Origin of the sequence: Flavobacterium sp. 90 (assembly GCF_004339525.1) — a bacterium.
GTDB lineage: Bacteria > Bacteroidota > Bacteroidia > Flavobacteriales > Flavobacteriaceae > Flavobacterium.
Window position 1 is genome coordinate 5,820,306 of record NZ_SMGE01000001.1, and the last position, 14,694, is coordinate 5,834,999.

10 protein-coding genes are annotated in these 14,694 nt (G+C 30.7%); 9 read left to right on the plus strand and 1 reads right to left on the minus strand.

What is annotated here, in order from left to right:
- Nucleotides 1-118 precede the first annotated feature (118 nt).
- From C8C83_RS23750 to C8C83_RS23770, 5 genes are all read left to right on the plus strand, one after another.
- Entirely contained in the window at nt 119-2,734 is a 2,616-nt protein-coding gene (locus tag C8C83_RS23750) for a patatin-like phospholipase family protein (RefSeq protein ID WP_121331014.1), read from the plus strand.
- Between the two features lie 29 nt (nt 2,735-2,763).
- Nucleotides 2,764-3,672, plus strand: a complete 909-nt coding sequence (locus C8C83_RS23755; protein ID WP_121331015.1) for an N-acetylmuramoyl-L-alanine amidase — start codon at nt 2,764-2,766, stop codon at nt 3,670-3,672.
- Between the two features lie 84 nt (nt 3,673-3,756).
- Nucleotides 3,757-5,046: a toll/interleukin-1 receptor domain-containing protein gene (locus C8C83_RS23760; RefSeq protein WP_121331016.1), complete on the plus strand. Its 1,290-nt coding sequence runs from the start codon at nt 3,757-3,759 to the stop codon at nt 5,044-5,046.
- A 5-nt stretch (nt 5,047-5,051) separates the two neighbouring features.
- Entirely contained in the window at nt 5,052-6,089 is a 1,038-nt protein-coding gene (locus tag C8C83_RS23765; RefSeq protein ID WP_121331017.1) for a MoxR family ATPase, read from the plus strand.
- 4 nt (nt 6,090-6,093) lie between these two features.
- On the plus strand, nt 6,094-10,365 hold the full coding sequence (locus C8C83_RS23770; protein WP_121331018.1) for a hypothetical protein: 4,272 nt from the start codon (nt 6,094-6,096) through the stop codon (nt 10,363-10,365).
- 121 nt (nt 10,366-10,486) lie between these two features.
- Here the strand turns inward: C8C83_RS23770 and C8C83_RS23775 are convergent, their stop codons facing one another.
- Entirely contained in the window at nt 10,487-10,999 is a 513-nt protein-coding gene (locus tag C8C83_RS23775; protein ID WP_121331019.1) for a hypothetical protein, read from the minus strand.
- A 415-nt stretch (nt 11,000-11,414) separates the two neighbouring features.
- On the opposite strand from C8C83_RS23775, the gene C8C83_RS23780 reads away from it, so the two are divergent.
- The 4 genes from C8C83_RS23780 (at nt 11,415) to C8C83_RS23795 (ending at nt 14,652) form a co-directional block, all read left to right on the plus strand.
- On the plus strand, nt 11,415-11,792 hold the full coding sequence (locus C8C83_RS23780) for a VOC family protein (protein ID WP_132011931.1): 378 nt from the start codon (nt 11,415-11,417) through the stop codon (nt 11,790-11,792).
- Between the two features lie 349 nt (nt 11,793-12,141).
- Nucleotides 12,142-12,759 (plus strand): Crp/Fnr family transcriptional regulator, encoded by a 618-nt coding sequence (locus tag C8C83_RS23785; protein ID WP_121331021.1) that lies wholly within the window; start codon nt 12,142-12,144, stop codon nt 12,757-12,759.
- A 102-nt stretch (nt 12,760-12,861) separates the two neighbouring features.
- Nucleotides 12,862-13,512, plus strand: a complete 651-nt coding sequence (locus C8C83_RS23790; protein ID WP_121331022.1) for an NAD(P)-binding domain-containing protein — start codon at nt 12,862-12,864, stop codon at nt 13,510-13,512.
- 402 nt (nt 13,513-13,914) lie between these two features.
- Nucleotides 13,915-14,652, plus strand: a complete 738-nt coding sequence (locus C8C83_RS23795; protein ID WP_121331023.1) for an SDR family oxidoreductase — start codon at nt 13,915-13,917, stop codon at nt 14,650-14,652.
- The last annotated feature ends 42 nt before the right edge of the window (nt 14,653-14,694 follow it).

Here is a 14,694-nt window from a genome sequence, read left to right on the forward strand (position 1 = left end):
CACAAAACTATTTTCATGTATTTCATTATTATTTCATATTCAATTACAAAAAGTTAAAACTGTTTTAAAATAAAATGTAACAAGCGCTTATAAAAAGCTTAAACAATTTATATTCATTATGAAAAAAGATAAACACGACTTAATAAGATTAGCTAAAAATTACTTAAGAGGTGAAGAAATTGACAAGGAAACTTTTAATGAATTATATGAAGGCCTGATTCAATATGAGCAATTTGGTTATGCTACAGAAATTATTCTAACAAGGATTGAGGAAATAGAAAAAAAGGGGGAAACAATAGCGCTAAAAACTTATCATGAATTAGCCCGAAATATCTATAAAGACACTACTCTATCCGGTTATTTTAAATTTGAGAAAGCTTTGAATGTTTTAAAAACGCATTGCAAATTAGATACTACAGTAGATTGTGAAACACTGGGAATTGCAGGAGCTATTTATAAATACAAATGGAAATTTGACCATCAGTTCCGAAATTTATTAAAGTCCAGAGCCTATTATAAAAAAGGATATCAGTTATGGAAAGAAGATCATTCACGCCTTTCTTCTGAATATACCGCTATAAACTATGCTTATGCAAATGAATTAATTGTGGTTAAGAGTCTGGAACAACTTTCGGAAATAGAAGGAGTAACAGATGAAGTGATAAAAAAATTCAATACTTCACAAAATGTACGGAAAGAAATTATATATACTTATGTAAACGACGATCTCTCGGTAAAAACGATTGGTCCTGACAATTGGTTTTATGCTACTATAGCCGAAGCTTATTTTGGAACAAGACAATATGATAAAGCTAGACATTTTATAGAACTTTATGTTTCTAAAATTGAGGAGACTTGGAAAATACAAACATTTGCTCAACAGCTTTATCAGATTGCCTCATTTCAGGAAACAGAAAAAAGATTTAATCAGCTACCAAATGATCCTTTTGAAACAAAAAAAATAGATGCTAAAAAGCAGAAAGAATGCTTTTTAGCATTAGAAAAGAATGAAACGGAAAACTTAAGTTCTTCAGAGTTTGAATCCAAAAAAGAAGGTAAACTCGGAATTGGACTATCCGGAGGAGGATTCAGAGCTGCCTTATTTCATATAGGTGTTTTAGCCAGTCTGGCTGAAAAAGACAAATTAAGAGATATCGAAGTAATATCATGTGTATCTGGAGGTTCTATAATTGGAGTTTATTATTATTTAAAATTAAAACACTTACTAGAAACCAACGAAGATAAAGATATTGACAAATGCGCTTATGTCAAAATTGTTAAAGAAATTGAGATTGAGTTTCAGGCTGCAGTGGAGAAAAATCTAAGAGTTCAGGTTTTCTCCAATTTCTTTAAGAATGTCAAAATGTACTATACAAAAAATTACTCCCGAAGTTACCGATTAGGTGAATTATATGAAGAGTATTTTTATTTGCCACTATTTAACAAATATTTTGATAAGAAAGTAAAAGCAATTTATATGGATGATTTGCTTATCAATCCTAAAAATGCTTCAAACTTTAATATCTATAATGATAATTGGAAAAGAAAAAATAAAATTCCTCAATTAATACTGAATTCCACAGCTGTAAATACCGGACATAACTGGCAATTTACAGCTACTTGGATGGGAGAACCACCAACATACATTTCGGATGTTGTTGATGTAAAACCAAGATTACGCAGAATGTATTATCAAAATGCCCCTGAACCTTATAAAAAATTTAGATTAGGATATGCTGTCGCGGCTTCTTCTTGTGTACCCGTTCTTTTTGAACCTTTATTATTAAGCGATTTGTATGAGGATATTGATTTAGAATTAATAGATGGAGGCGTTCATGACAATCAAGGTATTGCCTCTATATTAGAACAAGAATGTACTTCTGTTATTATAAGTGATGGTAGTGCCCAAATGGCAAACAATTATAAAGGTGTTTCTAATGAAGTATCGCTTTTTTTAAGAGTAGACACTATCCTGCAGGAACGTCTAAGAGAAATACAATTACTTGATTTGAAATCCAGAAAGTATAGCGAAAGCATTAATCAACTTTATATAGTGCATCTAAAAAAAGGATTAGGTCAGCTTCCTGTAAGTTGGATTAACTGTACTGATGTGAATAGAAAAATCCTTCATGACAGCGAAATCGAAGACGTCAATGAACTATTAGATTATGGTTTGATGAAAAAAATTCAACAACAACTCTCAGAAGTCAGAACGGATCTGGATTCATTTAATGAATTAGAATCTTTTGCACTAATGTATAGCGGATACCAACAAACTACTCATGAAGTTGATTATACATTTAGCGATAAACCAGTACAATGGAACTTTAAAAAAATTGAATCAAGTTGTAGACTCCCTGAAAAAGAAACGCAATTAATGGATCAACTTAAAGTAAGTACTTATGTCCCTTTCAAAATTGTGCGCCTTTCTAAACTATTGCAATATACTGTTGCGGCATTCGGTATTGTCATATTAATACTTTTGATAAATATATTCTATAAAAATTGGGAATCTCCTGTCCCGATTTTCAAAATTACTTATCAGGAAGTAGGTGTAGCAGTCATCCTGATTGTCCTTTCCATATATTATAAGTTTGCCAAATACATAAATATTGAAAGCTGGATAAAGAAAAATATATTTTATATCATCATCATCTTTTTTGGTTTTTTATTATCTAACATTTACTTATTGTCTTTCAATAAATTATACAATAAAATAGGGAAAATGAAATAAATCATTATTAATTTTAAAACTGAATTATCATGAAAATAAATAAAGATTGGCTAGTTTCAGATACGGATGCGGAAAAAATAAAAAAACTGGTTTCTCCAAACGCACGTTATATTATTATTCCAAAATATTTGGTTATTCATTACACTGCAGGTGATACTGCAGAATCTGCTATTAATTGGTTTATGACGCCACAAGACAAGGGTAATCCTGACCGAATTGCAGCACATATTGTTGTAGATGTAGATGGTTCAATTACTCAACTAGTCCCTTTTAACAGAAGGGCTAATCATGCAGGATATAGTGTTTGGGATAAAATATCGGGATTTAATGATCATGCCATAGGCATAGAAATCGTTAATCCTGGCTATTTAGAAAAATTACCTGACGGAAGTTACAGAAGACATATTGGACAAGACAAAAACAAGAAGCCTGTTTATAAGACGTACCCTGCTTCTATTGCCTCTAAAATTTATGTTGGCGATCATAAGCATAAGTTCTGGACAGATTCTGATAATCATCTTTGGTTTCAATTTCCAAAGGCACAACTAGATGCTGTATATGCATTAAGCGACTTGCTTACAAAACATTACCAACTGATTACTGCTATTGGTCACGACGATATTTCGCCTGCGCGAAAACCAGATCCGGGTCCTGCATTCCCTTGGGATGATTTCAAAAAGGCTGTCTTTGGAAAAACTGATTTTGTTGGCAGAATATTTAAGGTTACAGAAAATGGCACCAACTTTAGAAGCACCCCATCAAAAGAAAATACACCAATAAAAAGCCTTAAAAAAGATTATGAAGTTGGACTCATTGAAACCAATGGCTCCTGGTATAAAGTCTATTTAGTAAATGAAAGAAAAGACGTCGTTAATCCTGATGGCAGCAGTAAAAAAGAAATTGGATGGATACATAATTCGTTATTGATTTTGAAATAAAAATTAATTATTTCTATACTTTCTATTTGTCATTATTCGAATGTAGGTTGAAACAAAATAGTGAATAACCAAACAAAGTTTACAATGAATGAAACTATTAAAATATTTATATCCTATGGAGTTACGGATAATAATCAGGTAATACCAGATCTCATTAAACTTGATTTTGATAAAATACTGAAAAAAAGTGGCGACACCAATATCAAGCTTACCTTTGACCGTGAGTTCTTAAACGGAGGAGACAAATGGGATGATCGCATCAAGGAAGAACTACGTTCTTCAAACGTTATTTTCTTTTTGCTAAACGACAAATTTCTTAAATCAGAATATATTAAAAATATTGAATTTGCGGAATCAATCAGAAGAACTGATGTGAAAATATTTCATGCCAAACTATTTAAATGTGATAATTACGAAGGCCTAAGCGGCATACAATCCATCAATCTGAGTAATCTCCCGTATCTGGATATGACGGAAGAGGAATATGAAAACAATGATAAAAACAGATTTGAAATAAAACAGATAGCCTATCAACTATTTGTAGAAATCAAATCCAATTTCGGCAACAACACCAGCGCAAAAACAGATAAATATGTAAAGCCATCGGCAGAATTACTTAAGCTAATAATAAACAGAAATGAAGAAATAGGAGCCTTCAAATCTTTGGTTAGAAGAGCAAATTCACCTAATTGCAATATGTTTGTCTATGGTGCAACAAGACTCGATGTCCCTAAATACTTTAATTATCGTACCGATGAAACAGTAGAAAACATACCAGCATATCTATCAGTTAACAATCCATGCTATATGGATTTAAGAATGTTTAAGAATGCATCTTTTGACCTTGATTTACTTGCAAATTTCATTTCTGAGGTAAGACGAATATTTTCCCCTAAAACGGATACTGAAACTACTTTTGCAACTATTAATGAAGGTGTGTCTTTGTTGTATGATGGCCTTGCTGATTTCAGTATCAAGAGGTTGATAATACCTTTCTCATTTGGGGAATTAGATGCAAATGATGAAATTTATATAAAATGCTTCCTAAAACTTTTGAGTTTTTTTGATTTTGTTAAACCTGACAACTCAAAAACATATCTCTATTTTTTAATCCAAATTCAAGATTATAATGTTAAAGATTCCAAACTCTTTAAGGCTTTGAAAAAACATTATGGCATAAAAACATTTAGCATACTAAATGAAATACAGCTTTCTGATCTTGAGAAATGGAGTGAAATGGTAAATGAAGACAAACAATCAGATATCATGAAAAAAATTGAAAATGAATTAATGGCTGATGATAAAAGATTCCCTACCCGAATGGAATATTTGCGTAAACCTATAGAAAATGCATTAAACGAATTTTATAATTAGAAATCATGGTAAAAACGATACAAATAACACGGGAAAAAGACATTGAAAACTATCTGCCATCAAAGGCTTTAGAAAGTACTATGGATATGGCATTGGCATTAATGCGTCCTTTATTGCTTGCGGGAAAACCTGGTACAGGAAAAACTGATTTTGGGCATTGGTATGTAACAAATGCGAATAAAATGAAAGCCGAAAAAGGTGAAGAAACTGAGTTTAACAATGTATTTCAGTTCAATACAAAATCTACGTCAGTATACAATGATTTATTCTATGTATATGATGCTGTTTCTCATTTTCGGGATAAGGCAGGTGATAAAGATATTAGTGAATTCATAACCCTTACAGCTTTAGGGAAGGCAATGGTCTGCGCTAAAGGACTGAAAAACATTAAGGAAGCTAGATTAAAAAAAATAGCCACCAATTCTCAATTAGACCTAAAAGAGGCCAAACCCAAAAGTTTAGTAATCATTGATGAAATTGACAAAGCGCCAAGAGATTTTCCTAACGATTTACTGCATGAAATTGAGCATCTTTCTTTTACCATAAAGGAAACTTCTCCAATCATAACTATAGAATTAAATGATGAAGAAAAAAAGAATGTGATCATACTCCTCACCAGTAATGATGAAAAGAATTTGCCAGACGCTTTTTTGAGAAGGTGTCTGTTTCACTATATTGAATTTCCTGAACCTATCCCATTAAAGAAAATAATTCTGAGTAAACTGCTGGGAAGAAAACTTACTATTGAAGAAAACAAAAAGATAGATAATAGTGAAGAATTAAATGGATTTGAAGGATTGAATGACAAAATTGAAATTTTCTACAAAATTTTCCATAACAATTCAATAGAAAAAAAAGCTTACACTGCCGAATGTATCCAATGGATCAATTATTTACATGGAAAAAAATTACTACATCTTCCTTTGCAGGATTACCAAGTGACTTTATCGGCACTATTGAAAAAAAATGAAGATTTTCATGAAGCTGTAAAAATGCTAAAAAAAATGGAAGCAGATAAACTAATAGCAGAAAAGCAGGTATAGAATAATGGAAGAAGCTAACAAAAATCTCAATAACCATTTTTTTCTTTATGAGGGTTTACTGGACTCTCTTAAAGAGAAAGGATTCTCTGTGGATATTGAGGATTATGTTGTAGTAGCTCAACTCAAAGATCAATTATTGGATGGAAGTATAACATTTGATGAATATAAATTCTATTTGGCAGCTATTATCTGCAGAACAGAAGACGAACAACGAGAGTTTTATTTATTATTTGAAAATGAACTTCAAAAAAAGAAAAATGAGTTACATACGAAGCACCAAATCCTGAAGGAGAAAGTTGACGATATATACAATCAGAAAGCTGAAGAAGGAAAAATAATAAGTGAAAAACTAAGAAGAATTATCATAATCACTCTAAGTTGTTTCTCTGCTTTGGCTATTGTTATTTTGTTATTTATGCCAATTATAAAGACAGATGATTACAACGTAAAGAATTTTGGAAACCGTTCTATCGGTCATATTACAACAGATACCCCTATTGAATTTTCAATTTATGATAACCCTAAGAATTTACCTAAAAGCGCAACTCATCAGAGTTGTTGCGAACGCTTATTTGGCAAAGCAACAGATACTACCCGTTTAAAGGTAAAATGGTATATTGAGGGAGATACAATATCCAACAGCACCATAAATTATAAATTTAAAACTCCAGGTAAAAAAATGGTACAAGTCACTTTTGGAGACTTTGATACAATACCTAAAAAATATCCCGATATAATGGTCTGCGAACCTTGTCCAAAAATTAATATCCCAAAAAAAATATATCAGGGTGAGGACACAAAATTCGTTGCTAAATCTTCAAAAAACAAGCCGTTTGTCTGGGTGGTTGATGGGCAGAAAATGACTTCAAATGATAGTGTATTGATTAAGCAATTTGAAAAAGGAGAACACCACATCAGCTGTAAGACAGAGGGCCAGCAATGTGATCATAATAAAAGCTGTGACCAACTTTTTACTGTAATTGACCGTAATGAATTTAAAATAGATGTACATGTAACTCCTCCAAGTAATCCAAAACCAAGTTATTCGTCATTTTTTTATACCTTAGTTTTACTCTTAGTATTACTCTTTGTAATTTTGACACTAACTTTATTTGTCCCTTATTTATATGAAAAGTATGCCAATATAATTCGGAATTACTTCAAAAAACTAAACCACAAAAAAGCAGAAAAATACCTAAATGATGTAAGGGAACCTTTATTCATAGGTAACAAACCTCCCATAGATATTTCTTTTTTTAACAAGGAAAGATTAATCAAAAGAAAGGAAGCTATTCGACAATTAGGGTTGGACTTTCAAAAACGAATTGCCACAGAAGACAGCAAACTGAATTTGCCAGGCACTATCAATGCAAGTATCAAAAACTATGGATTAATAACTCCTTTATATCAAAATAAAAACAAAAAACAATCCTATCTTATTATCATTGATACAAGTAATGTTAATAGTCCGTTGGTTAAACTACACATTTTTGTATCTAATTATTTAAAAAATTACCCAGCAGATTTTGACGTTTATTATTATTATAAAGATCCTTTAAAGGTTTATAAAAACGACCCCGAAGCTACGATTGATATCAACACGCTTAAAGATAAATTTTATGAATCTGTACTTATTGTATTTGATGATGGTTACAATTTTTTAGATCCTAATTTTGGTGAGGTGTATAAGCCAGTAACCAAAGAATATAGTTATTGGATACAACGGGTTTTAATAACACCAATCCCATCAGATGATTGGTCTGTTAGTGAAAAAATACTTGCTTCCTTCTTTCATATTGTTCCAGTAGATGATATTGGTTTACTTTCTATTTTTTCATTATTACAAAAAGGCAGTTACAATCAGAAAATTATTGGAGCGAAAGATTTTAATAGCTATAGTATCAATTATGTTGACTTCGAAAATATTGAAGAATTAAAAGATTACATCACCAAAAATACTAAAGAAGGGAATGTTATAAGCAATCCTTTATTTCAATGGATTTGTGCCATAGCGGTATATCCGAAAATTACCTGGGAAATCATCCTCACAATTGGAGCTACCATAGACGAAAATATGGTTACTTATGAAAATGTACTTAAGATATGCCGAATAGCATGGGTACAACACAGTATGTTTCCAACACAGATTAGATTGGAGTTGTTAAAAGAGCTTGATATTTTGGTTGAGATAAAGGCTAGGAAAACCATTATTGTCTTATTGGAAGAAGAGTCGATTATACTTCCAAATACTTTTTCGGATAATGAAAGAAAGATTCAGCTCACCTATAACAAATTCATTTTGTATGCTATTGATCCAAAAGAGTTTCTAAAATACCAAGATGTAGAGAAGGAATTTTTAAAATTGTATCAGCAGGAAAAATTTATTGACTTACCTTTAAAGGTTTACTTGCAGGGGAATAACCCAATGAAACCAAATGAATGCTGGAAAAGTCCTTTAGAAATTAATGAGACAAAAAATCTGGATCATCTGGAGTATTATTACAATACTAAAACCAAAACCATTTCCAAACAGTCCATTGCTAAAAGAATAAAAAAGTTACTAATTTCATTTTGCCTGTTATCATTGGTGTCCCTATTAGCAATAATTTTTGTTGGTAGTAATGACTTAGGGAACAAAAAAGCAACAAAGTTAGTTGGATTAGAAAGAAACCAAGTAACTTCGTCGTGGAAAATTAATCTCACTAAAAACGAATGTTATAATGCCTTTAATCCACAAAGACTAATTGTAAAAAATGGCACAAAAGTAGTTTTTGAGAGTGCATTGCCAGCAAAAGGCAACTCAATTAAGCTAAAAGATTTCCAAAATGTGTATAACCATAAATTAGTATTTCAGCTTTTCTCTGATACTGATAAATATATAACTAAAACCATAAAAGCGGGTCAGGAAATTACTTTAAAAATCACCTCTGAGGATTGTACTAGAATTGATGCCCTTTACTATGGTAAAAACTATGAAATTTATAAAGATATACTCGAAAAACTACCTCTAAAAACAAAGAACGATATTGATAGTCAAATTCCAAATTCTGTGTTATTTTCTAGTGAAGTTGACTCCAGTTTTATTTATAAACTTTGTCTTGATTTGATTAAGAAAAAATTTCCTCTTCAGGAAATCATTATGGACAAAAACTTCATAAATAATAAATTAAAAAAGAATGATGAAAAAATACTATTCGCACCATTAAAAACTAAAAACAGTATAATCAATACTGCGAGCGAACTCGATTTTAGATTTTATAAGAAAGTTAGTAATCCAATAATATATCTACAGTATAATTCCAAAGTTTTAGAGGATAGTATGAACTTGTTTTATCAAAAATTAATCAATTCACAATTTAAAAATGTTGAATCACAATTAGATAATAAACCTGCTGACAAAAGTGAAGTACGTTACTTTTTTGACAGTCATAAAAATACAGCTGATGAATTAGCAAAAATAGCATCGAGTTTTTTTGGTCAACAAATTGTTTCTGCAAAAGTAGATCGTAATCAAAAAAATCAAATTGAGGTATGGATAAAAAAAGGAGAAATCCCCATTTGTAAATCCACACAATCTAGCGATATAAAATATATTATTTATTTTGATTATCAAAAAGTGAATTTGCCACCCGATGGTGCAACGTATCTTGATAAAACTTTAGATCAATTAAGACAAAATCCAAATCTTTCTGCTACAATCATTTCTTACTCAAGCGCTGGTGTGAAAATATCCGAAAAATGGGTGGATTCTGTAGTATTCTGGCTTCTCAAAAATGGTATTAATTCAAAAAGAATACGTTCAGTAGGCCTGGGGAATCAAGGATATCAAAAACAAAAATGTTTTGATCGCATTGAAATTGAGTTTATAGATGATACTCCACCCTTACCAAAAATTCTGTGGGTTGACGATCATCCGGAAAATAACCGTGATGCAATAAATAAGTTTGAATCTATTGGAATTGAAGTAGATTTAGTAAAAACTAATAATGAGGCAATTGCAAATATTTCTAAAAACAAGAATGGATATGATTTTATAATAACAGACATAGGTCGTAACAATGATGAAAAAGGAGTCAATGATAAAACTAAAGCTGGTGTGGAATTAATAAATAGTATAAGTGATAAATCAAAAATTATCATTTTCTCTTTTGCAGAAACAATAAAAAAATACCAATCTGAATTATTAAAAAATGGTGTAACACATTTTTATTCGGATTTTGACGAATTGGAAAGGTATATTTTAGGCACTTCAAAAGAAAGTGAAGTGAAAAGATAGGTTGCAAATCTTATTCTAAAATAGGATTCAAAATAAAACAGCATATGATGTTAAAAGTAAAGTCCCATTTCATTAGAAATGGGACTTTTTTTATAAAGCTTAAAATATAAACAAACTTATATTATTTAGTAAAATTATTTCCTCTAGCTTCAATATCTTTCAGACAATGCATCAAACATCCTCCATATTTATAGAGATATGGCTTATCCATTCTTATTCTGGGTCTATTGGATTCTGGATCTAAATTTTTATAACTATAATTTTCAAAATTTAAAATGTAATCTCCAGCTAAATCATCATAGCTTAAAACTGTAAAATCTGAAAGATTTAATCGTTTTAAAAATTCAACTAAATCTATCTCTTCTAAATCATCTAAATCGGTATTTAATCCTTCATATTCTTCAAGTACACAAGTTTTGTTATCTTCATTTAAAATGAATTCTGTATCAATATAAAAATTAAATAACTCGTCAAGTGTCATTCCCTCTTTGCATATATCTTGTAACCTTTCAACCGCACTACGTGTTTCATCCTTATATGGAATTATTAAGTAACCATCTTCGTAAAAATGTGGTATTTTATTATCAATTTCTATTTTTTCATCTGCGAAAATAAGAGTAATATATTGTCCCATTTTTTGATCAATTCTTTAAAAGATTGGTTATTGAGTAAAACGAAAATACTCCATTTTTTTATTTATTACATTTCTTTCACGCTATTAAACTTAAAAACAATCGAAAATACTATCCGCTTTTTAACATTTAACGTCCACAAGACATACAAACTGCTTCAAATAAAAAAGCAAAACAATTATCACAAATTCAATTGAAAATACGCCAACTCTTTTTAAATCATTCATAAAATGGTATATAATTTGTAGCGTAGACATAACAAAAATTAAATGAAAATCGCTATTCAACTTTTCATAATATTTTTTTTAAAAAAGTTTGGATAAAGGATATTATTTATCTTTGAAATTCATGATTTTTGATAATTTAAAATGACAAAGGAACGAGATCGATAGTGAAAATATTTAAACGATAACTTAAATGAATGCAAAACTTGACGCAATAATTCTATATGTAAAAAACATTCAGCTTCTTAAAAAGTTCTATGTCGAAAACTTCAATTTGAAAGTTCTTGAAGAAGATGAAATTTGGGTTTTACTCAACGCAGGAAATGTAAATATTGGGTTTCATAAAATTGGAGAAAAGTACATGCAGCAAATTAATCCTAATCACAAATTTGACAATAATACTAAAATCGTTTTTGAGATTGACGACGACTTACAAATGATTAGAAAAGAGTTTATTGAAAAAAATATTCCCATGCGGGAACTAAAAACTTTTGACAATTATAACTTTTGGCTTTGTGACGGAATTGACCCTGAAGGAAATGTATTTCAACTCAAGAAAAGGAAAAGCTAATCAAGGATAAGTTTCATAAAATGAAGATCGCTTTAGCTTAAACGTGTTTTTAATGACGTCCAAAAACCTGTAAACAGAAGATTAAAAGTTAGGCTTAGTAGATTTTTGTATTTCCTGTAAAGTTGCCCCAACTGAATTCAAGCAATTTAGTAAACACGAACTAGTATTGCTATTACTAAAAAAACGGACTTTTTCATAGCTTAATCATAACCCTTTATTCTTTATTAAAACTTTACCATAAGATTAATCAATAGTCTTTTTATACTAAACGAAAAGCAGTAATGCGTTTGAAAAATGTATAAATTTGTGTCTGTTAAATAATTTTGTGCAATAGCTTACAAACCAATAAATGAATAAAATAGGATCAATAACCTCTGTAGAACCTTTGCTTGATTACTTCAAGAAAAAGGGTTATGTATTAAATGATAGAGAGAAAGATTTGGTAAAAGAAAAGTTTCATTCCAGACTTTACAGAAAAAGACAATATATTTTACAGGAAGGTGACATTTGCACACAATTTAATTTTGTGATCAAAGGTTGTATTAGAACCTATAATGTTGATAAGAAAGGTAACATCCATATCTTAGAATTTGGAACTGAAAATTATTGGATAAACGATCTTGGAAGTTTTCACAGGATGAAACCTTCTACCCTGAATATTGATGCTTTAGAAGATACGGTTGTTTTACAAATAAGTCACGAAGATCTTATCTCACTATATAAACAATTCCCTATTTTCGACCGTATTTTCAGAGTATTAATAGAAAACGGTTTTATTCATTTACAAGAACGTTTATTGCAAAACATTAGTTCAACTGCAGAGGAACGTTATGAATATTTTTTGAATAACTATTCTCAGCTTCTTAACCGTATATCTCAGGTTCAAATAGCGGCTTTCCTGGGTGTAACTCCTGAGTTTTTAAGCCGATTAAGAAACCAGCGCAGCAAGCTTTCCCAAAATTCTTAATCTACATCAAGACTATTTCTTAAACTACATCATTGGATAACCACTATCCACTGTCGGACATTTGTATCAACAAATTATAGTTAACATTAAATAGAAATAGTTATGACACAAAAATCAAAAGTTGCAGTTATCGGTCTGGGAAATATCGGAGCTGCTATTGCTACAAATCTTACAAAAGGAAATCGTTCCGTAATTGTTGCTGATAAAACAATTGAAAAAGCAAACCAGCTTTCTCAAAAATTAGGTAATCTGGTACAACCAGCAACCATTGCTGATGCCATTAAAGAAGCAGATATTGTTGTGTTAGCCATTTATTTTGATCCTATCAAAGAGTTTTTTAAAACCTATGCAACAGAATTACAAGGTAAAATTATTGTAGATCCTTCTAACCCAATTGCTCTTGATGAAAATGGTGGTTTCAAAAAAATAATTGGTTCAGACGAATCGGCTGGACAAATACTTTCTACATTATTACCTAATGGTGCAAAATTAGCAAAAGCACTAGGAACATTAGGAGCAGCATCTCTTGTAAATGCCTCTTTTCAAACTCCCGAAAAAGCAGTTGAGTTTTATACAACTGATGACATCACTATTAATGACGAAATTGAAAATTTAATTCGTGACAATGGTTTTGAACCATTACGAGTTGGAGGTCTTGATCAATCTATTCGTATTGAAGTATTTGGAGACTTACATGAATTTGGTGCATTGGGCAAAACCGTTACGCTAAGTGAAGCTAAACAGGCTGTTTAATTAACTTTTTTCTTTGTTCGAAAAGGGAACAGACTTCGAACAAAAAAATACCCTGAACTAAATACAGTTCGCTAATCCGATATAAAAAATGTTTGACGATGTAAATCTTTGGCTGAAAACCAATATTTCCCAGCATTAATAATATATTATAATTATTTAAAAATACCTGCTTTTAAGAAAAGCAGGTATTTTTTTAATTTAATACTGCTGCATCTAAACAAAAAAATTGATTTTAAAGTAATAATTTTAAGATAGTTTAAGAGTAATTACTACTTTAAATGGCAAACCACATACCTAATAGTGCAGCTGCAACTATCTGACTTGACTACAATATCTTCCAACTTGACTACATGGAACAAAAAACAACTTACGACTTTTGTACTTCATTATAAAAGAATAAAAATGAAAAAACTTATTGAAAAAGTTGTTGTAATTACTGGAGCAAGCAGTGGAATAGGAAAAGCAATTGCATTAAAACTTGCTGAACATGGAGCAAAAGTTGTCCTGGGTGCCCGTAACAAGGATAAACTTGCAGAACTAGCTGATGAAATAGAAAAAACAGCTGGAGAAGTGAAATATGTTGTTATCGATGTTAAGAAAAAAGAAGATTTAGATGTTTTAATTCATACAGCAGTTAGTTTTTACGGTAGATTGGACGTGCTTATAAACAATGCCGGCATGAGTGAACTTAGCAGAATTGATGATTTAGATATTGATGGCTGGGAAGAAATGATTGATGTAAATATTAAAGGTGTTCTCTATGGAATAGCTGCTGCAATTCCTGTTTTTAAGCAGCAAAAATCTGGACATATTATCAATATAATCTCGACATCGGGAATAAAAATTGTACCCATGCAAGGCGTTTATGCAGGAACGAAAAATGCGGTGCGTACTATAACAGAAGCATTTAGACAAGAGTCAAATGGAGAAATACGTATTACAGGAATTTCTCCCGGATTTGTAAAAACAGATTTTGCAGAAAATATTAAAAATGATGTGATGAAATCTGTTATTAAAGAGAATATGGAAAAAATGGCCATCAGCCCAAATGCTGTTGCTAATGCTGTACTTTATGCAATTGAGCAGCCTGCCGATGTTGAAATAGGAGATATAGTTATCCGCCCGGCAGTACAGAATTAAATTTGCCTGTCGCATACAAAATTAAGTTGTACATTTATGGTT